This is a genomic window from Clostridium celatum DSM 1785, from assembly GCF_000320405.1.
Taxonomy (GTDB): domain Bacteria; phylum Bacillota; class Clostridia; order Clostridiales; family Clostridiaceae; genus Clostridium; species Clostridium celatum.
Genome location: NZ_KB291606.1, coordinates 1 through 22,988, shown reverse-complemented (window position 1 = coordinate 22,988; position 22,988 = coordinate 1). Strand labels below are relative to the sequence as shown.

At 29.3% G+C, this 22,988-nt stretch carries 27 protein-coding genes and 2 pseudogenes; 4 read left to right on the top strand and 25 right to left on the bottom strand.

Features of this window, described 5'->3' with window-relative positions; all coding sequences use genetic code 11:
- Window positions 1-54 precede the first annotated feature (54 nt).
- Together HMPREF0216_RS01495 and HMPREF0216_RS18215 are read right to left on the bottom strand one after the other, a co-directional pair.
- Entirely contained in the window at window positions 55-450 is a 396-nt protein-coding gene (locus HMPREF0216_RS01495) for a hypothetical protein (RefSeq protein WP_005210327.1), read from the bottom strand.
- 134 nt (window positions 451-584) lie between these two features.
- A pseudogene (locus HMPREF0216_RS18215) lies at window positions 585-1,645 on the bottom strand (IS1595 family transposase).
- 209 nt (window positions 1,646-1,854) lie between these two features.
- Here HMPREF0216_RS18215 and HMPREF0216_RS01485 point away from each other — a divergent pair.
- Together HMPREF0216_RS01485 and HMPREF0216_RS01480 are read left to right on the top strand one after the other, a co-directional pair.
- Complete coding sequence (locus HMPREF0216_RS01485) at window positions 1,855-2,418, top strand: hypothetical protein (RefSeq protein WP_005210323.1); 564 nt, start codon at window positions 1,855-1,857, stop codon at window positions 2,416-2,418.
- Between the two features lie 140 nt (window positions 2,419-2,558).
- On the top strand, window positions 2,559-3,566 hold the full coding sequence (locus tag HMPREF0216_RS01480) for a PLP-dependent cysteine synthase family protein (protein WP_005210321.1): 1,008 nt from the start codon (window positions 2,559-2,561) through the stop codon (window positions 3,564-3,566).
- A 58-nt stretch (window positions 3,567-3,624) separates the two neighbouring features.
- Here the strand turns inward: HMPREF0216_RS01480 and HMPREF0216_RS01475 are convergent, their stop codons facing one another.
- Window positions 3,625-4,128, bottom strand: coding sequence for a hypothetical protein (locus tag HMPREF0216_RS01475; RefSeq protein ID WP_005210319.1), 504 nt, complete (start codon window positions 4,126-4,128; stop codon window positions 3,625-3,627).
- A 164-nt stretch (window positions 4,129-4,292) separates the two neighbouring features.
- Between HMPREF0216_RS01475 and HMPREF0216_RS01470 the strand changes: the two genes are divergently transcribed.
- Complete coding sequence (locus HMPREF0216_RS01470) at window positions 4,293-6,791, top strand: GxGYxYP domain-containing protein (RefSeq protein ID WP_005210317.1); 2,499 nt, start codon at window positions 4,293-4,295, stop codon at window positions 6,789-6,791.
- Window positions 6,792-6,875: 84 nt separating this feature from the next.
- On the opposite strand, the gene HMPREF0216_RS01465 is transcribed toward HMPREF0216_RS01470, so the two are convergent.
- From HMPREF0216_RS01465 to HMPREF0216_RS17460, 22 genes and pseudogenes are all read right to left on the bottom strand, one after another.
- Window positions 6,876-7,592, bottom strand: coding sequence for a YczE/YyaS/YitT family protein (locus HMPREF0216_RS01465; RefSeq protein WP_005210315.1), 717 nt, complete (start codon window positions 7,590-7,592; stop codon window positions 6,876-6,878).
- Window positions 7,593-7,819: 227 nt separating this feature from the next.
- The gene (locus tag HMPREF0216_RS01460; protein ID WP_278244395.1) at window positions 7,820-8,233 is read right to left on the bottom strand and encodes a peptidoglycan recognition protein family protein; all 414 of its coding nucleotides are present in this window, start codon (window positions 8,231-8,233) and stop codon (window positions 7,820-7,822) included.
- A 191-nt stretch (window positions 8,234-8,424) separates the two neighbouring features.
- Window positions 8,425-8,553: a hypothetical protein gene (locus tag HMPREF0216_RS17860; protein ID WP_005210310.1), complete on the bottom strand. Its 129-nt coding sequence runs from the start codon at window positions 8,551-8,553 to the stop codon at window positions 8,425-8,427.
- A complete protein-coding gene (locus tag HMPREF0216_RS01455) occupies window positions 8,531-8,830 on the bottom strand; it encodes a hypothetical protein (protein WP_005210308.1) in 300 nt (99 codons plus the stop codon). The genes HMPREF0216_RS17860 and HMPREF0216_RS01455 overlap by 23 nt, the downstream gene beginning before the upstream one ends.
- Before the next feature lie 87 nt (window positions 8,831-8,917).
- Entirely contained in the window at window positions 8,918-9,382 is a 465-nt protein-coding gene (locus tag HMPREF0216_RS01450; RefSeq protein ID WP_005210307.1) for a EutP/PduV family microcompartment system protein, read from the bottom strand.
- Between the two features lie 36 nt (window positions 9,383-9,418).
- A complete protein-coding gene (gene eutS / locus HMPREF0216_RS01445) occupies window positions 9,419-9,781 on the bottom strand; it encodes an ethanolamine utilization microcompartment protein EutS (RefSeq protein WP_005210305.1) in 363 nt (120 codons plus the stop codon).
- Window positions 9,782-9,830: 49 nt separating this feature from the next.
- Window positions 9,831-10,379, bottom strand: a complete 549-nt coding sequence (locus HMPREF0216_RS01440; RefSeq protein WP_040418493.1) for a BMC domain-containing protein — start codon at window positions 10,377-10,379, stop codon at window positions 9,831-9,833.
- 2 nt (window positions 10,380-10,381) lie between these two features.
- Window positions 10,382-11,722: a 4Fe-4S dicluster domain-containing protein gene (locus HMPREF0216_RS01435; protein WP_005210302.1), complete on the bottom strand. Its 1,341-nt coding sequence runs from the start codon at window positions 11,720-11,722 to the stop codon at window positions 10,382-10,384.
- Window positions 11,723-11,771: 49 nt separating this feature from the next.
- Window positions 11,772-12,014 carry a EutN/CcmL family microcompartment protein gene (locus tag HMPREF0216_RS01430; protein ID WP_005210301.1) on the bottom strand — a complete coding sequence of 81 codons (243 nt, stop codon included), beginning with the start codon at window positions 12,012-12,014 and terminating at the stop codon, window positions 11,772-11,774.
- A gap of 63 nt (window positions 12,015-12,077) precedes the next feature.
- Window positions 12,078-12,605 carry a phosphate propanoyltransferase gene (gene pduL, locus HMPREF0216_RS01425; RefSeq protein ID WP_341349459.1) on the bottom strand — a complete coding sequence of 176 codons (528 nt, stop codon included), beginning with the start codon at window positions 12,603-12,605 and terminating at the stop codon, window positions 12,078-12,080.
- 137 nt (window positions 12,606-12,742) lie between these two features.
- Window positions 12,743-13,021 carry a BMC domain-containing protein gene (locus HMPREF0216_RS16935; protein ID WP_147576208.1) on the bottom strand — a complete coding sequence of 93 codons (279 nt, stop codon included), beginning with the start codon at window positions 13,019-13,021 and terminating at the stop codon, window positions 12,743-12,745.
- Between the two features lie 231 nt (window positions 13,022-13,252).
- Window positions 13,253-13,552, bottom strand: coding sequence for a BMC domain-containing protein (locus tag HMPREF0216_RS01415; protein ID WP_005210293.1), 300 nt, complete (start codon window positions 13,550-13,552; stop codon window positions 13,253-13,255).
- Between the two features lie 27 nt (window positions 13,553-13,579).
- Window positions 13,580-13,858 (bottom strand): BMC domain-containing protein, encoded by a 279-nt coding sequence (locus tag HMPREF0216_RS01410; protein ID WP_040418490.1) that lies wholly within the window; start codon window positions 13,856-13,858, stop codon window positions 13,580-13,582.
- A gap of 136 nt (window positions 13,859-13,994) precedes the next feature.
- Window positions 13,995-14,300, bottom strand: a complete 306-nt coding sequence (locus tag HMPREF0216_RS01405; protein WP_005210290.1) for a BMC domain-containing protein — start codon at window positions 14,298-14,300, stop codon at window positions 13,995-13,997.
- A 12-nt stretch (window positions 14,301-14,312) separates the two neighbouring features.
- Window positions 14,313-15,509: a zinc-dependent alcohol dehydrogenase gene (locus tag HMPREF0216_RS01400; RefSeq protein ID WP_005210288.1), complete on the bottom strand. Its 1,197-nt coding sequence runs from the start codon at window positions 15,507-15,509 to the stop codon at window positions 14,313-14,315.
- An 88-nt stretch (window positions 15,510-15,597) separates the two neighbouring features.
- Window positions 15,598-17,046 (bottom strand): aldehyde dehydrogenase family protein, encoded by a 1,449-nt coding sequence (locus tag HMPREF0216_RS01395; RefSeq protein WP_005210286.1) that lies wholly within the window; start codon window positions 17,044-17,046, stop codon window positions 15,598-15,600.
- Window positions 17,025-17,468: a GlcG/HbpS family heme-binding protein gene (locus HMPREF0216_RS01390; RefSeq protein ID WP_051040639.1), complete on the bottom strand. Its 444-nt coding sequence runs from the start codon at window positions 17,466-17,468 to the stop codon at window positions 17,025-17,027. Before HMPREF0216_RS01390 ends, HMPREF0216_RS01395 begins: the two co-directional genes overlap by 22 nt.
- Window positions 17,469-17,516: 48 nt before the next feature.
- Window positions 17,517-17,795, bottom strand: coding sequence for a hypothetical protein (locus tag HMPREF0216_RS18050; protein ID WP_005210283.1), 279 nt, complete (start codon window positions 17,793-17,795; stop codon window positions 17,517-17,519).
- Window positions 17,796-17,812: 17 nt separating this feature from the next.
- Window positions 17,813-18,301 (bottom strand): class II aldolase/adducin family protein, encoded by a 489-nt coding sequence (locus tag HMPREF0216_RS18045; RefSeq protein WP_005210281.1) that lies wholly within the window; start codon window positions 18,299-18,301, stop codon window positions 17,813-17,815.
- Between the two features lie 312 nt (window positions 18,302-18,613).
- Window positions 18,614-19,390 (bottom strand): DeoR/GlpR family DNA-binding transcription regulator, encoded by a 777-nt coding sequence (locus HMPREF0216_RS01380; protein WP_005210279.1) that lies wholly within the window; start codon window positions 19,388-19,390, stop codon window positions 18,614-18,616.
- Between the two features lie 49 nt (window positions 19,391-19,439).
- A complete protein-coding gene (locus HMPREF0216_RS01375) occupies window positions 19,440-20,216 on the bottom strand; it encodes an FGGY-family carbohydrate kinase (protein WP_234089018.1) in 777 nt (258 codons plus the stop codon).
- Window positions 20,208-20,875 (bottom strand): annotated as a pseudogene (locus HMPREF0216_RS17460) (FGGY family carbohydrate kinase); the annotation flags it as partial. The gene HMPREF0216_RS01375 and the pseudogene HMPREF0216_RS17460, both read right to left, overlap by 9 nt.
- Before the next feature lie 204 nt (window positions 20,876-21,079).
- Between HMPREF0216_RS17460 and HMPREF0216_RS01370 the strand changes: the two are divergent.
- Window positions 21,080-22,858: an L-fucose isomerase gene (locus HMPREF0216_RS01370; protein ID WP_040418486.1), complete on the top strand. Its 1,779-nt coding sequence runs from the start codon at window positions 21,080-21,082 to the stop codon at window positions 22,856-22,858.
- The last annotated feature ends 130 nt before the right edge of the window (window positions 22,859-22,988 follow it).

Sequence of the window (22,988 nt, the reverse complement as noted above, 5' to 3'; positions counted from 1 at the left end):
TAAAAAGAGCAACAGTGTTGCTCTTTTTATTTAATCATACATAAGGAATGCATATTACTCCATAAAAATGGTATAAAACTTATTCAAATCAATATTACCTTCAATAATTTGATACTTGCTACTGTCTACCACTAAATAATTATTATCAAACAAAATGATTTCTGAACCATCATTTCTCTTTATGTCCACTTTATAAGAATAGTCTTTTGGTAATTCACCATTATACTTTTTCAAAGTATATCTTGATAACTTTGGTATAAAGTCATCTATAAGATATTGGTGCTTTGTTCCTGACTCAATTTTTTTATCATTCACAGTAATTGATTCATAATTACTTTGAACTAAATTAATGATTTTAGACGCATCAATATTTTTAGGTGTACGTCCCCATAAAACTAAACCACCAAGAAGAATTATACAGATAATACATACTGATATTTTCTTTTTCAAATCATATCCCCCCCGTTAAATTAATTCACTATAATAAATTATGTTTTGATAAACTTATATTATAATAGCATTAATAACCTTAATTTACCATAAAAAGCTTAAAAACCTTTCTTAAAAACATAATTTTACTTACATTAGAATCCGATAGTTCTTAATGAAAATTCGCTCGTTATACTTGTTGTATGAGATGTATGAGAATGTACTAATAGGTTTCTAACCTTAATTATATCTTTATCTGACTTGAAGTACTCTAGCCATCTAAACCATGTTAAGTAGTCGGACATGTACTTTGTGGCAATTCCTTGAAATCTATTCATCCAATTCTTTAATCTACTATGAAAAGAATTTACATGTTGAAGGTGATATATGCCTAATTTCTTCTTACCTTTAGGCAATTGAATTAGCTATAATTCTGATTCTTTTGCAAACTTTTTAAAGCTTCTACATGAATCTGTACAAGCTATAGCTTCATCATCAATTTTGTTTTCAAATAGTTTTCGTATAGCATTAGCACTTATTTTGCCTCTACCAATAGGCTCTGAAATTATATTTCCAGAGCGGTCTAAGGCTACATTACAGATATTTGGTCTTTACTAAGACCACTCTTTTTCTTTTCTTTAGCAGGAACATTAGGGTCTGGTTTAACTCCTCTTTTATATGCTTTTCTAGGCATTTTAAAAATAGAGTTTTCAGTATGTTTTCCTTTGAATGATTCACGAAAAAACGTATCATCACATTCAACGATACCTTCTACAGAGCCTTCCCCAAGAAACTTCTTAACTCCATCTAGAATTTTGTGTCTCCAATAAAAAGATGTAGCTAAAGAAATTCCAGTTTCTTGAGCACATCTTTGAAGAGTATAGCCAGCTATCATGCATTTAGCATAGGTAATCCATTGTTCTAGTGGCTTTTTGCTATTATATGAAGGTGAGTATGTGAAATCGGTAAAAGTCTTTCTGCATGATTTGCAAATGTAACGTTGCTTGCCACTATACTTGCCATTTCTACAAACAGAATCACTCTCACAATAAGGGCAACATTTACCCTTTGAGAATCTATTTTCTTTAACCTCGTTAGTTACATCAGAAACATACCCTCTAGTAGATTTACGCTCTTCAAGGATATGATATATTAGGCTTTCTGCTGATACTCCCATTGTATCTATTTGGTTAATAATAGACTCTATTCCGTTCATATATAGCACCTCCGAATTAATATAATACTACTATACCCTAAATTCAGAATATTATCAAAAATCAACACTATTTAAGAAAACCGCCTTTTTTAATCATCCTCTTAATCACCGGTTTTAAGCTTAATTTAAAATTTGATTATACTTCTTAGAATAGAAATATTTATGTTAAGCAAACTATATTTATAAAATATTTTAAGGAGATGTAAACAATGAAAAAAAATTTAAAATCTTTATCATTATTTCTAGTATCTTTAATTATGTTGACTCTAGTAGGATGTAGTAATAATAAAACTTCAAATAATAGTAGTAACTCTGCTACTATTACCCCACCTACAAATCAAGAATACTATGATTATTTAACAGAAAGATATGATCATTATTTTAAGGATAATTTGCTTAATACAACTTATGATATTTATGTTGATGATTTTACTTATGATAATTCATATGATGAATTTATTACTGCATATAATGGTTCTTATGATGAATTAAAAGCAGATTTAGAAGCTTTTAAAAAAGATTTACAAGATAATGTAGTAAAAGGCAATGCCGAAGTTGATAAATTCAATCAAGAAGTAATAACAGCTACTGATAAAGCTATTATTTCAGTAGATGATTATAACGGTAGTTTTTCTGAAAAAGCTAAAGACTATGCTACTTTATCAAAAGATGAAGTTGTTAAAGGATTAAAATCAATAGGTCTAGATGTTCATAATGCTAAATTAGACTTAGATAACTTAATAGATACTGCAAAGAGTAGATTAGGTGTATAAATAATAAAAATGAACCCTATTTTAGATAATAGGGTTCATTTTTATTATTGATTTCCCTTCCATATCATAAAAAATATTAAATATTTTTTTCCTTTTTACATATATTTATTAATATAAATATTAAAATTCTAGGAGTTTTTATGAATAATATTTTGACTAAAATAAATAATTTAGAAAAGCTCATTGGAAATACACCATTAGTTGAAATTTCATTTAAATATAAAAGTAAAAAGATGAGACTATTTGCTAAATTAGAATCCTACAATTATACAGGAAGTATAAAAGATAGAATTGCTATTTATATTTTAAGGAAATCATATATTAATAAAGCTTTATCTGATGATGATATTATCTTAGAAGCTACTAGTGGCAATACGGGAATATCATTTGCTGCTATTGGAGCTTATTTAGGATTTAATGTTCATATATATATGCCAGATTGGATGAGCTCTGAAAGAATAAAATTATTAGAAAGCTATAATGCTAGCGTACATTTAGTTTCAAAAGAAGACGGTGGATTTTTAAAGTGCATATCTCTTATAAACGAATGTCATAAAAATTGCCCTAATATATTCTTACCTGGTCAATTTACAAATGAAGACAATATATATGCACATTATTATAGTACTGGACCTGAAATATATAATAGCCTAAAGAAAAAGCACTTAACACCATCAATATTTGTTGCTGGTGTTGGAACAGGTGGTACTGTTATGGGAGTAGGAAAATATTTAAAAGAAAAAAATCATCATATTAAAATTTATCCTGTAGAACCATCTAACTCTCCAATTTTATCAACTAATAATCATGTTGGAACTCACCGTATTCAAGGTATTTCTGATGAATTTGTTCCTCCAATTGTTAATCTTAGTATGCTAAATGAAGTTATATCTGTTGATGATGGTGATTCAATAATCATGGCTCAAATGCTTTCAAAAAAACTTGGACTTGGTGTTGGAATATCTTCAGGTGCTAATTTTTTAGCTACCGTAAAAGCCCTTGAATTAAATAGTTCAACTTCAGTAGCTGTTACTGTTTTTCCTGATGATAATAAAAAATACATCTCTACTGACTTAATGAAAATTGAGCCTATAAAAAATGAATTTATTTCCTCAAAAATAGAATTACTAGATTTAAGAGTAATTTAAGATTGACTAATACATCTAAAAGAGGCCATATCTATTTCTATATAGCCTCTTTAATTTGTTAAATTCCAAATATAGGTTGAGAAATATCCCTTGCATATACTCCCTCTGCTCCATTAATAAGAAAAATATCAGAAACAATACTAAATAAACTAGAAATAATTATATATATATTCGGTTGAAGAGAATACTCAAATTCTCCATTAAGCTTTTCTTTATATAAAATGTTATATCTATTAATTGCTATATTAGTAAATATTATTTGTGTTATAAAAAAAATATAAACTACTTTTAATGCTAATCCATCTGGCATTTTAGAGTCTAATTTATTATCTTTATTATTATTGTACTTTTCATAAATTACTTGAATTCCTTCTATTGTTGCTATATAAAAAATAATATATGCATAAATTACTATTATTACAGTTTGTGCTTGTAAATATAATAACTTCAACGATTGGATATCAGCTTCACTCATTAGGTTATAATAATTTGATTCATCATATGTATAATTATTGGTATTTTTTGTTTTTTTATAATTATATTTTGATTTTTTATTTGCCATTATATTATTTCCTTACTTTTTTATTCATACTTTATAATATTTATAATATTATTCTTTGCTCCAAAATTTAACTTTCCTTTTTCTTCTTAATACCAAGAATAAATAAAACTACAATTGATTATTATAATAAATATATTAATTATTATTTTAAGAGGTATTTACAAATGAAAAAAACTAATAAAATCTACTATACTTTATTATTAGCTCTTATATTTTTATTTACATCTATTACATATAAATCAGTTGCATTATCTGATATACATATTATACAAGATTCAAATAATTCAAAATCATTACCACTACATTTTCGTAAAACTACCGATATTTCAACTGCTAGTGCTCTTGGCTCCTTAGATACAAAAGGACTAGATAAATTAAATATTTCTGGAAGTGGACAGTTTACAGAATTTAATCTTCCCTTCCTAAAAGAAGCTATTGATGATAGCTTTTCTATAATTGATATAGATTTAAGACAAGAATCTCATGGATTTATAAACGGAGTAGCTATTAGCTTTGCAAACTCAAATAATAATGCTAATTCTGATCTTACTTTAGATGAGGTTATATATAAAGAAAATAAAGATTTATCTTCAATAAAATTAAATGAAAAATTTTCTTTACATAATACTAATAAATGTATTACTCCTAAAAATATAAAAAACGAATGCACTCTTGTTGAGTCTAATAATATATCATACCTTAGAATTCCAGTAACAGACGGAGGTTTACCTAATGAGGATATGGTTAACTACTTTATAGACTTTGTAAAAAAACAACCCGAAAATACCTGGCTTCATTTTCACTGTAAAGCAGGTGTAGGAAGAACTACAACATTTATGATAATGTATGATATTATAAAAAACTATAACGATGTAAGCTTAAATGATATTATTGCACGTCAACTACTATTATCTGGTCTTTCTCAAAGTAATACAGTTGATTTTTTTGTTGGTGCAAGATATAAATTTTTAAGCGAGTTTTACAATAAATGTAAAAATAATGAATTTAATATTTCCTCATTAAACTCTAATAATACTGTTATTCCTTGTGGTAGTGCTATTAATAATTTAAAAAATAATTTTTTAAACACCTTCTATACTACTACAACTGATTTCTCTGATATAAAAACTAACTTTAACTTAACTAATAATGGCTCTTACATTAAAAATACTGTAGTTCCTAAGTTTCTTTATGTAATATCAGAAAATAATATGACTAAAGCAGAACAAACTATGATTGTAACTCTTCAAGGCCTAATAGCTCCTCAATCCGAAAATCAAATTTACATCTTAAGCCCTAGTGAGCCTGATTATGAAGTATGGCTTAAAGATTTAAAAGAGAACTATAATGTTAACTATAAAATAATTAACGACCCTTGGATATTATTAGATAAATTTAAAAATTATATAGATGGCTATGCTTTATATAGCAACGTAAAAGCACCATCTATAAATAATGCTTGTACTCTTGCTTCATTAAATAATGCTATTGCTATTGATGAATCTATTGAATCTATATTAAACACTTATGGAGTAACTAATTTAATTGAAGATTGTAGAGAAACAGATAAATATTGGGCATATAATAACCTTTGGAATTTAGGATTAAATCATTCTACTGTAATACAACTTCCTAGCGATAAATTTATGTCTTTACGTGATTATGGAATTTTCTCAAAGTCGCTGATATTTTACGAAGATGATATAGATGATATCTCATTAAGAGAACTTATTTTTAGTTCTATGGATGATGGTGGACAAATTCTAGGTTGGGGACCAGATGAACATACTAATGTCTCCATTGCTTCAAAATTTGGAATAGATATGATTGCCGCTGATTGGTCCTATAATCTTTCTGTTTTAAGTTCATATCCATCAACACCTAAAGTTCAAAATATTAACAATGAAATTGAAGAAGAAGATGGAGTTCATTATGTCACCTTTATTATGTCTGATGGTGATAATCAACAATGGTTGCTTGGAAGTAATTTTAGCGTAAAAAATTGGTTTGGTTCTCCTTACAGAGGTAACTTTAATTTAGGTTGGTCAATAAGTCCATCTTTATATTACTTAGCACCTACAGTTTTTAATAAATACTATGAAGCCTCTAGTGATTCAAAACATACTGACAATTTTGTAATTCCTGCTTCTGGTAATGGATATATGTATCCTAGTAAGTTTCCTAGTGATAAATTAAGTAATTATACTAAAAGATTAAATGACTATATGGAAATTGTTGATCAACATAATATTTTAATTCTTGATGATGAATCTTTTTATAATAAAACTTTATGGGATAAATATACTTGCAATCCTAATATAGATTCGCTTTTATATCTAAATTATGATATAAATAATGCTTATAAAGGCAAAATAATTTGGTCAAATGATAAACCTATAATCTCTTGTCGTGATTTACTTTGGGGAGGATTAGAAGATGAAAATCAACTTATTGATAATATCAATACTAGAATAAATCTAGGTTATACAAAAATTAATGATCCCAACTCTTATACATTTGTATATGTTCATGTATGGAGTAATACTATGGATAATGTTAATGATGTTGTAACCAAACTAAATAAAAATCCCAAAGTGAGAATTATAACCCCGGATACTTTTGTAAAATTAATAACAAAGAATGTACCTCATATTGATATGTAGTACACTAAAAGTTTCTAAAATTAAAAAGGTAAAACTTCACCATTTTATATGGTAAGTTTTACCCTTGGTATTATTTATCATTTATTAAGCTATAATAGCATCATTTTCCTCTAGTTTTATTTTTCTATAAAGTATAATATTAACGAATTTATTCCCATATGGTAAACAGAATTGTATAAATGGACCTATTGCTAGCATTGATATTATAGTACCGATTCCAATTTTACCACCTAATATAAATCCTACTACTAAGAATGTTGCATCTAGTGCTATTCTAACCCAACGATATTCTATTTTAACCTTGTGCACAATTATAAATGGAACTATATCATTTGGAGCTACTCCTATATTACTAGCAGACATTATTGAAAATCCTACTGCAATTATAAAACAGCCTGCTAAAACTAATAACATTCTTACAAAATAATTATAAGATTCAACTGGAAAATATGAAACCACCTTTACTCCTAAATCAATTATCGGCCCAACGCCAACTACGCAAATTAAAGTTCCTATCTTTATATGTTTCCTATCAACTAATATTATTATAGTAAATAAAACAATTAATATTATCATATTTGCTACACCTGGAGTTACTTCAGCTTTACCTGCTATTGCATGAACTATTGATAAATCTTTTAATCCAGTTTTATTTAATACTATTGATAATCCTTGAGTAAACACTGTAAATGTATCAGAACCTATATTAGTCTTTAAAAATAGTGCTACTCCAAATTGAATTACACTCATTCCTACAAAGAATAAGATTAATCTTTTAATTAAATTCATTGCCTTTTTCATCTCATTACTTCCTTTACTACTACATCTAAACTATGATTTTTACTATGTTTTCTTATAACGTTTGCATAATTTTTATCTACTTGTTTATTTTATAACAATGAATTTATATTGTCAAAATCATCATAGTAATCGTTTCCATTAGCCTGTATTCAATCATTCCTATATTTTTAATATAATTTATTGATAATTTTATGAATAAATTTTTTTAAATTTTATTTTCTTACGTTTTATAATCTTTCTCTAAATATATCCATATTAAAATTATATCCCGGACAACTCTTCGTTACATTTTTAACTTCTCTATGACCTAAAACATTATATTTTTTTATTCTATATTTTTTCATAAAATATCTACATAATTTATATAATGATTTCATTTGTTTTCTGGTTGGGTAACCTACATCAAAATTTCCACTTAAACAAATTCCTATAGATTTGTCATTTAATCCTTTAGTATGTGCACCTACATGCATTCCCCTTCCTGAAATTATTTGTCCGTTTTTTTCTATAAAATAATTATATCCTATTCCTTCCCATCCTAATGATTTATGATATTCATTAGTTTTATAAACATCTAATTCTTCATTTTCTGTATGATGTATTATAATATATTCAGGATTCTTTAACCTTTCAAGTTTTATATTAAATTTAATTATATTTTTTTAATTTTCAATATATTTACCTTAATAAATTAATTTTCACATATTATACTATTCTAATAATATTTCTGTATTTCATAAAAATAATTAATTTACACTTTAAATAATAAAAAGATATAATCTACAAATAATTATGTTTTATTTGTAGTTATATCTTTTTAAAATATATTAAATTAATTATTTTGAGTTAATTGTATAGCTTTAACAACTACTTGTGGTGGTATTGATTTAGTCATTGCTTCACTTAGTACTAAAAATACAATATCACCTTTTTTTACATTAAAATCTTTTATTAATAACATTTTCTATTTTAGGCTCTTCTCCTTCTGCAGGCATTTTATCTGGAATTATTATAGTTTCATCTGTAAGAATAGCTACAATTTCTTCCTTATAAGGTTGACATCCTTTAATATACCCTTTAGTTTTTATGCTTATTATATTTTCCTCTTCATTCTTTTGTACTTCTTCAACTTCTCCCATAAAAATAGCATTCATAGGTCTTGGTGAGCTAGCAAATACATTACATGTAAAAACAAACAGTAATAATAGTGTTAATAATATTATTTTTTTATGCTTCATAATTTTCTCCTATCTTTAAAGTAATATTTTTATTTTTCACTATTATTATTTTTTTATTATAGCTATTTAATTCATTTTTTTATATTTTTAAATGGTATTTTTTCTACAATTACTATTTATATTCTCTTCTAATATTTTAATAGAATTTTCACTAAATATAGAAACTTTAAATATTTTTTCTGCCCCTGCTAATATTAATTGTTTCTCAACCTCTAAAATGTCTTTATTACACTTACTATTTTCAAGTGCTTTATCCATTTTAGTTATTATGCCAATAACTTTTCTTCCAAATGTAGCTCCAAAAGCTGGTGGAATCTTTCCAAACATATCTCCATATTCTTGAACCAAAGCAATAATTTCAACTTCTGCCGCTGTTATAATTAGTGCTCCATAATAACATATATCTTCTATGTACTGTCCTGGTGTATCAATTATATCTTCATATATCTCTATAGTTTGTGTTTTCTTGTCTCTTACTTCTTCACCTTTCATTAGTTGACAAAGTGAAGTTTTTCCACAACTATTCTTTCCTATAAAAATTATCTTTTTCATAATATCTCCATATATTATTAATTGAAAATAAACCGCCTAAGATTTTGTTACATTTGTTGTCGTAAATTTCAAATTTTCACCTAATACTCTCATGACTTCTCTTAACGCTTCATCAACTGCAGATATACTCCCTATTATAACTAACGATCCACTAAATCTATCTATAAATCCAATAGTTACCTCTGAAGTTTTAGTTGCTATATCAGCTGCTATTATCGTTGCTTCACTAGGGGATATTGTCATTATCCCTATTGCAGATTTATTTTCAATATTTAATCCTAATTTTTTATATAAATCATCTACCGGATTTGCTATTAAATGTGCTAAAGTAACCTGCTTACCTGGAACCAACTCTTGAATAATTCTTGATACTTGTTTATCTTCAAAAATATTATTCATTCCGTATCTCCCTATCTTTTATAAAATATATTATTCACAATTTCTAATTTCAATAAAGATTTTCTATAAAATCAGTACTTGGATTTGCAATTATTCCTGTATCCAATAGCATTCCTTTTTCTTCAAGATTTTTCTTACTACTTTCAATAGCCATCTCTATAGCTGATAATTCACCATTTATAATAAAAAAGCTTTTTCCACACATTCCTCTAGCTAATCTTATCTCTAAAAGTTGTACTAATGCAGTTTTTGCTGCAATATCAGCAGCTTCAATTATTGATGCAACAGAATAACTTTCAACTATACCTATTGCTCCTTTAACTTCAACTGATGTACTTCCTGAAATAGCTCTATAAATTTGCTCTATAGGATTTCCTAAAATAAATGAATCTATTACATTATGCTCAAATCCTTTTATTCCTGCTTCTAAAGCTGCTTTAACAGCTGATATACTTCCCTTAAATAATACAATATATTTTCCTGGGCATACTGTTGCTGCATGGATTATTTTTATATCAGAAGTTTTTGTCATACAATCTGCTGCAACCATCCCTGTAGGAACTTTTAAATATTCCACTAACCCTAATGCATTTATCAAAGCTACTCACTCCTTCTTATAGTAATAAATTCTTTGTTAACCTCTTCTATAATTCCCTTAATTGGTGAATGTAAAAATACACCTAAATCCTTTTCATTTATTATGCCAATAGCTTGTCCATTTACAACGCTATCACCTTTTCTTACTATAGTTGTTACTGAAACACCAATACTTTGCCTTGTGCTAATCCTTAATACAGATGGATTATTATTTATCTTACATATTGGAGCATCAACATTATATTGTGTTAATTTTAATCTTCCAATTACTCTGCCTACAGGAACTTTTTTAAATTCTCTCTCTTCTTTTACCTTGTTGTGCACATCATCTTTTACTTGTTGTGTAAGTTTTATTCCTTTCGATCTTAACCGCCCCTTTAAATCAGCAATTATTGCCTTAGGATTTAACCCTTGATGACATGAATATGCCGAACATAAGTTACACTCACAGCATGCTAATGCATTTACAAAAATATCACTTTTATTGTCTAATCCAAAAACTAACGAATTCATTATTTTATGTGGTTCAATAGAGTGCCCTAGTAAATTTCTCGGACATAAATCTGTACACATTCTACATTGAGAACAAACACCCATAGCTCTCTTTAGTGCAATCTTAACTTTATATTCCTTAAGCTCTACTATTGGATTATCTAATGGTAATATAAATATCCCCTTTGTAGTCTTAGTAACAGTTTCGTTTAGATTACCAATTCTTCCTGTCATGGGGCCTCCTACTAAAAGTTTATATTCTTCTACAGTTAATCCTCCTACTTCTTTTAATAATTCTTTAAATGAAATTCCAATTGGAGCCTTTAAGGTTTTTGGATTTTTAACGGCTCCACCAACGGTTACATACTTATGTGTAACTTTCTTTCCTTTCTCTATTGCCTTATATACATTTAATGCAGTTTCAACATTGGTAACCATTGCTCCAACATCAATAGGAATCCCTCCTTGTGGCACTACTAATCCAGTTATTTCATAAACTAATACCACTTCATCTCCAATTGGATACATATCTTCAAGCAACTTCTTTCTTAATCTTGGAAACTGATAAATCATTTCATCTACAGCTTCATTAGCCTTATGATAATGTTCTTTAAATGCTATTACACCTTCTTTTGCACCTACGGCCTCAACAATGTTATCTAATCCCTTTAATACCTCATACGTCTTTTCACTTAATAAATTTTGATCAACCCTAAACAATGGTTCACATTCTGCTCCATTTAAAATAACAACATTAACATCATAAGATAATTTTGCATATGTAGGAAAACCGGCTCCTCCAGCTCCCACTATACCACTTTCTTTTAATATTTTTTTTACTTCTTGAAGCATAATATGACCCTCTTTCCATTTAATTCACTTCTCTTAATTACACATTTAACTAATCGACTATTCCAACTATAGCTGAATCTACTGGAACATCCCTAGCTAATCCAAGCCTAGCACTAGAACCAGTAGTTACTATAACCTCTGTTTGTATTCCTGCTCCAACCCTATCTATAGCTACTATATTTTTCCCTTGATTATACTCCTCCAAAGGCTTAACAATTAATAATTTATATCCCATAAGATTCTCTTCTTTTCTCGTACTAACTATATTTCCAATCACTGTTCCAACTATCATTTTTACTACCTCCTGAACACATTCATTCGACGATAGGATAAGACATTTTTTTATTTTAAAAAATTAATCACCTAAAATTTCAACCATTTGTCCATTCTTGATTCCTAGAGCATTAGCTTCATCTATATCTATATGCATTTCAAAATTGAAATCATCTCTAACTCTAACATCTACATTCTCTAAAATTCCTGCTCTATCTCCATTAACTCTAACAGACACTATTCCTTCATCAATTCCAAATTTTTTAGAATCTGTTGGGTGCATATGTATATGCCTTTTAGCAATTATACATCCTTCTTCTATTCTAATTGCACCTTTAGGCCCTATTATAGTAACAGGTGCTGAATTTTTTATATCTCCAGAAAGCCTTATAGGTGCATTTATTCCAAGAAAAACACTATCAGTTACTGAAATTTCAACTTGCGTCGCCTTTCTTAATGGACCTAGAATCCTTACTTTTTCAATAGCCTTCATTTTTGAACCAAGTATTGTTACAGTTTCTTCTGCTGCAAACTGTTCCCCCATCAACATTTTTCTTATTGTAAGCTCATATCCTTCTCCAAAAAGTATATCTAAATGCTCCTTAGAAATATGAATATGTCTTGCAGAAACGCCAATCCTAACTTGTTTTTTATACTATTAAAATTATTACTTTTTATTTCCTCTATAACCTTTTGAGTTATCACTTCTAATAAAGCATTCTTCATTTATATCACCACTCCTAGAGATTATGAATTCTTTGGCAATATACATTCTACCGTTGAATGTGGCCTTGGAATTACATGAACTGCAACAACCTCACCAAGTTTTCCTGCAACTTCTGACCCTGCTTCAACAGCTGCCTTAACAGCCCCAACATCCCCTCTTACCATTACAGTAACTAAACCAGACCCTATTTTTTCAGTGCCTATCAATTCAACATTAGCAGCCTTAACCATTGCATCTGCACCTTCTATAGCGGCTACTAACCCTCTAGTTTCTAACATTCCTAATGCTTGTTGACCCATTCTAATACCTCCTAACTCATCATTACCTTTAACTTTTTTATTATTATCTTTTTGCGTCTTCATAATATTTTTATCATTTTTTTCTTTATCTATATCTTTGCTTTTCCCGTCATCTACTGCTCTCTTCTTCTTTCTACCCCTCTTTTTAGGTTTAGTAGCATCCATATCATTAGTTTCTACATCAAAACCATCTTCTGACCCTTTATCGACTTTTTTATTTTCATCCATAAACTAACCTCTCGCCTTATTGAATTTTAAGCTACTTTTTTCTAATAAAGCTATTACCTCTTCATGAGGCCTAGGTATTACTGCATGGGCTACACATTTGGTTATTGAATCACCTGCTTTATATCCAACTTCAATAGCAGCTTGAACATCTTCTATACTTCCTTCAATTACTATTGTAACTAATCTTCCACCTAACCTATTTTCCATAGTTTTAAAAGTAACATTAGAAGTTTTTATCATAGCATCAAGTGCTTGTACTCCAGCTACCACCCCAACAACTTCAACTATTCCTATAGATTTCATACAAACACCTTCTCTCCTTGAAGTTTATTACTCTAATGTAGGTAAAATCTTTTCAACATCACCATTTGGCCTTGGAATTACATGAACTGCAACCAATTCTCCTAAGCTCCCTGCAGCACTTGCACCAACTTCTGTTGCTGCTTTAACTGCTCCAACATCTCCTCTTACCATTACAGTAACTAACCCTGATCCTATCTTTTCAGTTCCAATTAAAGTTACATCAGCTGCCTTAACCATAGCATCTGCCGCTTCAATAGCCGCTACCAACCCTCTTGTTTCCACCATTCCTAAAGCTTCTTGTTTCATATTAATATCCTCCCTTAAACCTTTTTTAAAATTTAATTTTATGCCTATTTTATCTATAATTTTAAATTTTAATTTCGAAAACATAACTTCTTAACCATAGCCTTTTTAAATCATTTTCACTAAATTAATCTTTTAATTATTTAATACAACTTTCATGAATAAATAATTTTATTCCTTCATCTGGATTAGGTATTATATAACTACAACTAACTCCTGATATACTATTAGCAGCTTTTATTCCTGCTTCCATTGCCATCTCTACATCAGATACACTACCTCTAAGTTTTATTACCACATGTAATGGAACTAGTAGATTATCAGCATTTGCCGGTTTATTTTTATCAAAAGATTGTATTGTAACTTTTCCAGCTTTACAAGCTGCATCTGCTGCAACTAAAGCTGTAGTTAATCCAAAAACCTCTAATATTCCTAAAGCCGCCATTCTATCACCTCATTACTTGTTTATTATTGCAAGCTTAATTCCTTCTTGTCTTATATTAGTTTCTAACGCTTCTTGAAGTGCTTCTAACGGGAACTCATGTGTTATAAGTTCTTTAATTGGCAAACCAATTCCATTAGCTCTCTTTATAAAATCAAATGTTGTTAAATAATCTTGTGGTGTATAAGTCCAAGATCCGATAGCTGTTATTTCTTTATTACAAAGATCAAAGTGAGGATTTATTGTAGCATCTCCATTATCAACAAAGAATCCTACTTCGCATAAGCCACCACCTCTTCTTATAAATTTCCATATCCCAGAATGAGCCTTTGGTGAACCTGTACATTGGAAAGCAAAGTCCACACCTAACCCATCTGAAACACTCTTAACTTTGTTTATTGTCTCTTCAAAAGAAGAGCTTTCCATTATATTAATAGTTTCATTTGCACCTAATCTTTTTGCCATTTCAAGTCTCTTTTCATTTCCATCAACAGCTATAATATTTTCAATTCCTGAAGTTCTAAGAACACTCAATAGTAATAACCCTATTGGCCCACATCCTTGAACTAAAACCTTTGAATTAAATTTAAAAAGCCCTGTTGCTTTAGCTCTTTCAACAGCATGTACAACAACTGCAGCTGGTTCAATTAATATTCTTGAATGTAAATCCATATCAGATACATTGAAAATAGTAGAACCTTTTCTTATTACTAAATAATCACCAAACCAACCGTTTAAGTGAACGTTATCATCAGATATCAATCCATAAATCCCTGCATTTTCACAAAGATTAGTTCTATCTGGATGATTTAAACATACAGGACATTCACCACATGGAATAACACAAGTTACTATTTTATCTCCAAGCTTAAGGTCTTTTCCTGAAGAATCCTTTTTAATATTTTTACCTATTTTTATTATTTCACCAGTGCCTTCATGTCCAAGCACTACTGGAATTATTCCAAAGGGATCATTCTTATATTCATGTACATCTGTGCCACAAATACCACATCCCTCAACCTTAATAAGCATTTCATCGTCATTAATTGCCGGTATATTAAACTCTTTTATTTCTATTCTTTGTTTTGCAGTTAATAATCCCACCTTTGCAGTATTTTTAATTACTTTTATTTCTTCTTTTATACATGCAGATGTCATTTCATTAATTACATTCTTAACAATAGCTTCTATATCAATATTATTAACATTCATACCAATCCCTCCCCGTAATTACATACTCCTAAATTATTTGTATATATTATTTAAAACCCTCATCAAATTGTAATTTTTATATCTCTTTTTACTTAATAGAAAGTGCGTCCTTCATAATACATCTTCTACTTTTACTAAAGGTTTTTGCTGAGCTTAAACCTTCTCCAGTCCTACTAGCTATTGTAAATGTAGGATATCCTTCGGCCTCTACTCCCAATGCCGAATATGACGGTGCATTCTTAACAAATATTGCTGTATCTATTTCTCTTGCAAAATAAGTTAATCTATCAATTCTCTTTGAATGTATATGAGCTGAATGCCTATTTCCATGTTCAAGTTCTACAGCTACATCCACTGCTGTATTAAAATCTTTAACTCTCACTATTCCCAGTATAGGCATCATTAATTCTTCAACTATTAATAAATTACTTTTACATCCTTCAAATATTATGCATTTTACCGAATCATCGGCATAAACACCAATTGCATCTAATATTATTTTCGCATCTCTACCTACAAAATTTCTATTTAATGTAACTTTTCCATCTTTCCTAATTAATACAGTATCAATTAATCTATTAATTAATTCAGTACTATTCAAAAAATATGCTCCTTCTTTTTGCATGTCCTCTATAAGTTCATCACAAATAGAATCTAATGCAACTACTTCCTTTTCTGCTATACATGGTAGATTATTATCAAAAGTAGCACCTGCTATTATTGATTTCGCTGCATGTTTTATATCTGCTGTTTCATCAACAAGCACAGGTGGATTTCCAGCTCCTGCTCCTATTGCCCTTTTACCTGAAGAACAAGCTTGAGTTACAACTCCTGGTCCGCCAGTTGCTGATATAAATGGAATATCCTTATGTTTCATTAAAGCACTAGTTATCTCTATGCTTGGATTTTCAAATGTAACTACAATATTTTCTGGTCCTCCAACTTCAATAGAAGCTTCATTTATAAGTTTTACTGCAAATTTAGAACAGCTTTTTGCTGCTGGGTGCGGAGCAAAAACTACTGAATTTCCTGCTGCAATCATTCCAATTGAGTTACAAAAAATTGTTGCAGTTGGATTTGTTGATGGAGTTATAGCTGCAATTACACCAAAAGCTCCTCTTTCAACTAAAGTTAATCCACCGTCACCACTCCATGCAGTTGTAGTTAAGTCTTCAGTTCCTGGGGTTTTTCTAGCTACTAAAACATGCTTTGTTATTTTATCTTCAACTTTTCCCATACCAGTTTCATCAACTGCCATAATAGATAATCTTTCAGAATATGTTAAGCACTTTTCCCTTATTTTTGTTATTATATTTTCCCTATCTTTAATTGTAAGTTGTTTTAATTCTTTATATGCCTTTTTTGCTGCCGCTACTGCAGAATCAACATCTTCAAAAACATACTTTTCTTTATTACATCCACAACTTCCACCACAACTACCATTTCCACAGCATGCTTCTTCTTCAATTTCTTTAGTTCCAATCTCACTAATAACCTTCGCAACAATATCTTGTATTAATTTTGTGTTATCATCCACTTAATTACCTCCCCATAAATCTCTTTTGCAAGAAAAGCTAACTCATTATCATATTTAGCAGTTCCACCACTTACTCCAACACCACCTACAACTTTTTCATTTATCTTTAACGTAAAGCCACCTGGAAAAGATACTATCTTGTTATTATTACTATTATTTATCCCAAATAACTCTCCCCCATCCCTTGATAATTCTCTTATTTCTTCTGTAGAAAGCCTTACTGTAGCACTTGTATATGCCTTATTTAAAGCAATATCAAAACTTGCTGGTAATGCTTCATCCATAAAATGAATTGCTATTGGTGTTCCCCACTCATTCGCTATTGCAATAACAACTGGAGTTCCATAATTATTTGCTATTTGCTGAACTGCCTCAATTACATGAGTTGCTATCTTTAAATTAAGATATTTATTTTCATTCAAATCAATCACCCTTAATTCTAAACACAAATTTAAAATTTATATCTATCATTATTTAGATAACACTCTAGCTGTTACCTCTTTAACTATTCTTGCTATTAATTCTTCTTCTGAAGAGGTTTCTTCTTCAATATAATTTGAACTATATTTACATTTTCCTTCTTTGTTACATAGAGCTGGATGCTTACCTACTAAATTCATATTCTTTCTTATATCTATTAATTTTTCAACCTGACCATTATTCAGAACTTGTGGCTCACCAATTTGACTTGATATAAACATAAGCTTTGCATAAAATTCTAATGATTCCATCTTAAAATATGCTGTCATTAAATCAGGACCATACGTTAATGCTCCGTGGTTTTAAAAAGTACTGCATCATAGCATTGTAAATACTTAGCTACTGCATCTGGAATTTCTTCTGTTGATGGAGTTCCATATTCCGCTATTGGAACTTCCCCTAAGGCTATAACTGCTTCTGGCATAATTGCTTTATTTAATGGAATTCCTGCAATAGCATAGCTTGTACCATATGGTGGATGAGCATGAACTACTGATTTTACATCTGGTCTCTCTCTATAAACTCTTAAATGCATTTTAACTTCTGATGAAGGTTTAAATTTCCCATTAGCTTGTAATACATTACCATTAATATCTACCTTACAAATCATATCTGGAGTCATATATCCCTTTGAAACTCCTGTAGGTGTACAAAGTACTTCCTTATCATTTATTCTCACCGAAAGATTTCCATCATTTGCCGCAACAAATCCATTTTGATAAATCCTCTTTCCTATATCACACATCTGTTTTTTTATTTCATATTCTGAAAACATAAATTCTCTCCCTTCTAATAAACACTTAAAAAACTAAATCTGCTTTTTGTTTGTTTTTTCTTTCTTTATCTTTATTTTACCAATTTATTACTTATATGTCAATTTGTTTATGTTGTGTGTTTTTTATTTTTTGATCTTTATAAATTAGCATTTTGCAAATTTATTTGTTTATGAATTTTACTTAATAAAAACTACCTTCTATTTATATGTATTTTCTTTAACTAAAGTAAAAAAGAACTATCAAATTTTAATTTGATAGTTCTTTTTATTTTATTTATATGCTTTTATCTTTATAATTACCAGCTTGTACTATTAATTACAAATTTCCACCTTCACATCATTTTCTTCTAATACTCTTTGCCAATTTCGTGTTAAAGGTTCATCTGTATATAAGTAATCCACATCTTCAAAATCCATAATCTTAACAAAAGACCTTTTATTGAATTTCAATGAATCAACAACTAAAAAAACCTTATCTGCTGATTTTGCCATAAATTTTTTAATTGTAGCTTCTTCTTCATTAGAATCCATTACGCCTCTTTCAATATCCATTCCATTACAGCATATTATAGCCTTGTTAACATAATAGTTTTCAATAACACTTTGAGACCATTTTCCTATAAAAGATTTAGCACTTGCTCTAAACTTTCCACCTGAAACGATAATATTAATATTATCTATATCTTGAAGTTCAATTAATACCTTCAAAGAATTTGTTATAAGAGTGATTTTTTTATTACTTCTCTTTATGCATTTAGCTACATAAAAAGCAGTTGAAGATGAGTCTAGCATTAATGTATCTCCATCTTCTATTATATTAGATACTCTTTCAGCAATTTTCATCTTAGCTTCTTTATTTGATATTTCTCTCACAGATAACGGCATGTCTGCATTTGTGCCTTGATTTATTATAGCGCCTCCATAAGTTCTTTTTAATATCCCTTGATTTTCTAATTTTTCCAAATCCCTACGTATAGTTTCTTCAGTTACAGAAAAATCTACTGCCAATTCTTGCACTAATACCTTTTTCTTTTCTTGTATTATGTCAACAATTTTCTGTCTTCTTTCTATCGCTAACAAACTCTTCACAACCTTCTCTTTTTAATTCCTCCTTCATTATACACTATTTTTTGTAGGATTAAACCGTTTCTTGCAAAATATTACTATTGGTATACCTTTTACAATTGAAACTCTTATAAATTAATTCTCTACCTTGCTTAATTGACCCTATCTTTTCCATAGCTATAGCTTGTATCATAAAATTTCCTAATACAGCTGCTTCTATTGGACCTGCAATCACTTCTTTTCCTGTTGTTTTAGCTGTCATTTCACATAAAAATTGATCCTGTATTCCACCTCCAACAACATTTATTCCTTGAATTTCTTCTCCTATAATTTTTTGCAATTCCTCTATAGTTTTCTTGTATTCATTAGTTAATCCATTATAAATAGCCATGGCAAATTCCCCTAATTCTTTAGGCTCACCTTGATTTTTTTCTATACAATATAATTTTATTGTTTTAATCATATTTTTAGTATTCATAAATCGCTCATCATTTGTATCTAAAATGAAACTACAGTTAGCATATTTTTTGGCTTCCTTAATTATTTCTGGGAAATCTACTTTTTCATTATATTCACTCCAATTCTTTTTTAATTGTTGAAGTAACCATGTTCCATTAATATTCTTTAGTAATCTTATTTTATTTCCAATCCCACCTTCATTAGTCAAATTAGCTTCAAAACTCTCCTTATTTATTATAGGCAAGTCTAATTCCTTACCTAACAATGACCAAGTTCCTGAACTTAAAAATGCGTTTTTTGAATCTATGAATGGCGTTGCTGCTACTGCTGAAGCAGTATCATGTCCCCCTATTGCTATTACAGGAACTTTACCTATTCCTGTTTCCTCCATAATCTCTTCTGTTAAATATCCATAAAGTTCTCCCGGCTCCACTATATCATTAAAGATTATCTTAGGAATTCCTAAAGTTTCTATTAATTCAAAATCCCACGCTCTTTTTTTCATATCTAAAAGCCCAGATGTAGAGGCAATTGTAAATTCATTTTTTTCTCTCCAGTTAAGTAATATGCAAATAAATCTGGCATAAATAATAAACATTTTGTATTATTCAAAATAGTATTTCTCTTTAATTTATCTCCAGCTAATTGAAAACAAGTGTTAAATGTATTGTTAGAAATTCCTGTTCTTAAATAAAGTTTTTCTAAATTAATTATCTTTTCTACTTCTTTTACTCCCTGTAAATTTCTCTTGTCTCTATAATGCATCGGCATACCTATTAAATTACCTTCATAATCTAACAATCCATAGTCAACACCCCAAGTATCTATACCTATAGATTCTATTTCTATATTAGTTATAGCTACTTTTCTCAGTGCAATTTTCATTTCATTTAATAATCTTGGAAAATCCCAAATATATTTATCTCCTAAAAAAACTGGTTCATTCGGAAATCTATGAATTTCTTTCATTTTTATGATATCATTTTCAATACTAGTTAAAATAGCTCTTCCTGATGAAGCTCCAAAATCAAATGCTAAAAAAGTGCTCACAAATATCCCCCTTTTTATTTTACTATTTTTTCCTTATATGAAAATAATACAACATCCACACAATATTAACAATATTTTTTTGTTTATTTTTCTGTGTTTTTCTTGTTTGTTATTGACTTATAATTTCTTTTAATTTAAACTAATAATTGTAAATTAAGTTAACTTTTGTATTAAATGTTAACGTTTAAATATGGGAGGGTTAATATGAATTTAAATGGTAAATATCCAAAAATAGGTATAAGGCCTACAATTGATGGCAGAAGACGCGGTGTTAGAGAATCTTTAGAAGAACAAACCATGAATATGGCAAAGCAAGTAGCTGTGTTATATTCCTCCACATTAAAATATCCTAATGGATTACCTGTTGAATGTGTTATATCTGATACTACAATTGGTGGTGTTGCAGAATCAGCAAAATGTGCTGAAAAATTTACAAGAGAGGATGTTGGCTTAACAGTTACTGTTAGCCCTTGTTGGTGTTATGGTACTGAAACTATAGATATGGATCCACATATGCCAAAAGCAATTTGGGGATTTAATGGTACTGAAAGACCTGGTGCTGTTTATCTAGCAGCTGCATTATCAGGACATAATCAACTTGGATTACCTGCCTTCGGTATATACGGAAAAGATGTTCAGGATGCAGATTGCACTGAAATTCCTGATGATGTTAAATCAAAATTATTAACATTCGCTAAAGCAGGATTAGCAGCATCTATTATGAAAGGAAAATCTTATCTTTCAATTGGATCAGTTTCTATGGGTATTGCTGGTTCAGTAGTTGATCAAAAGTTCTTCCAAAAATATCTTGGAATGAGAAATGAATATGTTGATATGAGTGAAGTAAATAGAAGACTTGAAAAGGAAATTTATGATAAAGAAGAGTTTGAAATTGCTTTAACATGGGTTAAAGCAAATTGTAAAGAAGGAACTGATAAAAATTCACCTGATAAACAAAGAACTAGAGAAGAAAAAGATAAAATTTGGGAGACTGTTGTTAAGATGACCTTAATAGCAAGAGATTTAATGATTGGAAATCCAAAGCTTGCATCACTTGGTTTTGCTGAAGAGTCTGAAGGCCATAATGCAATTGTTGCTGGTTTCCAAGGTCAAAGACATTGGACAGACTATATGCCAAATGGAGATTTTATGGAAGCTATACTTAATTCTTCATTTGACTGGAATGGTATACGAAAACCTTATATATTAGCTACAGAAAATGATTCTTTAAATGGAGTTGCTATGTTATTTGGGCATCTTTTAACTAATACAGCTCAACTATTCTCAGATGTAAGAACTTTCTGGTCACCAGAAGCTGTTAAACGAGTTACAGGAAAAGAATTAGCAGGAGCTGCAGCTAATGGATTTATACATTTAATTAACTCAGGTGCCACTACTTTAGATGCTACCGGAACACAATGTGATGATAATGGAAACCCAACTATGAAACCATTTTGGGATATTACAGAAACTGAGGTTAAAAACTGCTTAAATGCTACAACTTGGTGGCCAGCAATCGATGAATACTTTAGAGGCGGAGGATATTCTTCTAAGTTTTTATCTAAATCTGGAATGCCAATGACTATGTCAAGAATTTGCCTAATTGATGGTTTAGGTCCTGTTCTTCAAATTGCTGAAGGCTATTCTATTGAATTAGATGATGATATAACTAAAACTATAGATGATAGAACTGATAGTTCATGGCCAACTACTTGGTTTGCTCCTAACTTAACGGGAGAAGGGGCATTTAAAGATGTTTATTCTGTAATGAATAATTGGGGCGCTAACCATGGTGCTATTTCCTATGGTCATATAGGCGCTGATTTAATAGCTTTAGCTTCAATACTAAGAATTCCAGTTTCTATGCATAATGTCCCAGATGAAAAACTATTTAGACCTAGTGCATGGGGAATGTTTGGAACTAAAGATCTAGAGTCAGCTGATTTCAGAGCTTGCCAAAATTTTGGCCCACTTTATAAATAAAATATTATTTACTTCAAAAAGCAGAGTACTAAATTTGTACTCTGCTTAAATTATTTTATGTTATATTTAATTTATATATATTTTCAAATTTTATATTTAATAAATATCCACCAGCTTAGCTGGTGGTTTT

Excerpts from the sequence above, each read along its gene's own strand:
- HMPREF0216_RS01485 (WP_005210323.1), top strand. The coding sequence starts at position 1,855 with ATGAAAAAAAATTTAAAATCTTTATCATTATTTCTAGTATCTTTAATT.
- HMPREF0216_RS01480 (WP_005210321.1), top strand. The coding sequence starts at position 2,559 with ATGAATAATATTTTGACTAAAATAAATAATTTAGAAAAGCTCATTGGA.
- HMPREF0216_RS01475 (WP_005210319.1), bottom strand. The coding sequence starts at position 4,128 with ATGGCAAATAAAAAATCAAAATATAATTATAAAAAAACAAAAAATACC.
- HMPREF0216_RS01470 (WP_005210317.1), top strand. The coding sequence starts at position 4,293 with ATGAAAAAAACTAATAAAATCTACTATACTTTATTATTAGCTCTTATA.
- HMPREF0216_RS01465 (WP_005210315.1), bottom strand. The coding sequence starts at position 7,592 with ATGAAAAAGGCAATGAATTTAATTAAAAGATTAATCTTATTCTTTGTA.
- HMPREF0216_RS17860 (WP_005210310.1), bottom strand. The coding sequence starts at position 8,553 with ATGTTATTAATAAAAGATTTTAATGTAAAAAAAGGTGATATTGTATTT.
- HMPREF0216_RS01455 (WP_005210308.1), bottom strand. The coding sequence starts at position 8,830 with ATGAAGCATAAAAAAATAATATTATTAACACTATTATTACTGTTTGTT.
- HMPREF0216_RS01450 (WP_005210307.1), bottom strand. The coding sequence starts at position 9,382 with ATGAAAAAGATAATTTTTATAGGAAAGAATAGTTGTGGAAAAACTTCA.
- eutS (WP_005210305.1), bottom strand. The coding sequence starts at position 9,781 with ATGAATAATATTTTTGAAGATAAACAAGTATCAAGAATTATTCAAGAG.
- HMPREF0216_RS01435 (WP_005210302.1), bottom strand. The coding sequence starts at position 11,722 with ATGCTTCAAGAAGTAAAAAAAATATTAAAAGAAAGTGGTATAGTGGGA.
- HMPREF0216_RS01430 (WP_005210301.1), bottom strand. The coding sequence starts at position 12,014 with ATGATAGTTGGAACAGTGATTGGAAATATAGTTAGTACGAGAAAAGAA.
- HMPREF0216_RS16935 (WP_147576208.1), bottom strand. The coding sequence starts at position 13,021 with ATGGGTCAACAAGCATTAGGAATGTTAGAAACTAGAGGGTTAGTAGCC.
- HMPREF0216_RS01415 (WP_005210293.1), bottom strand. The coding sequence starts at position 13,552 with ATGAAATCTATAGGAATAGTTGAAGTTGTTGGGGTGGTAGCTGGAGTA.
- HMPREF0216_RS01410 (WP_040418490.1), bottom strand. The coding sequence starts at position 13,858 with ATGAAACAAGAAGCTTTAGGAATGGTGGAAACAAGAGGGTTGGTAGCG.
- HMPREF0216_RS01405 (WP_005210290.1), bottom strand. The coding sequence starts at position 14,300 with ATGGCGGCTTTAGGAATATTAGAGGTTTTTGGATTAACTACAGCTTTA.
- HMPREF0216_RS01400 (WP_005210288.1), bottom strand. The coding sequence starts at position 15,509 with ATGAATGTTAATAATATTGATATAGAAGCTATTGTTAAGAATGTAATT.
- HMPREF0216_RS18050 (WP_005210283.1), bottom strand. The coding sequence starts at position 17,795 with ATGACAGCATATTTTAAGATGGAATCATTAGAATTTTATGCAAAGCTT.
- HMPREF0216_RS18045 (WP_005210281.1), bottom strand. The coding sequence starts at position 18,301 with ATGTTTTCAGAATATGAAATAAAAAAACAGATGTGTGATATAGGAAAG.
- HMPREF0216_RS01375 (WP_234089018.1), bottom strand. The coding sequence starts at position 20,216 with ATGGAGGAAACAGGAATAGGTAAAGTTCCTGTAATAGCAATAGGGGGA.
- HMPREF0216_RS01370 (WP_040418486.1), top strand. The coding sequence starts at position 21,080 with ATGAATTTAAATGGTAAATATCCAAAAATAGGTATAAGGCCTACAATT.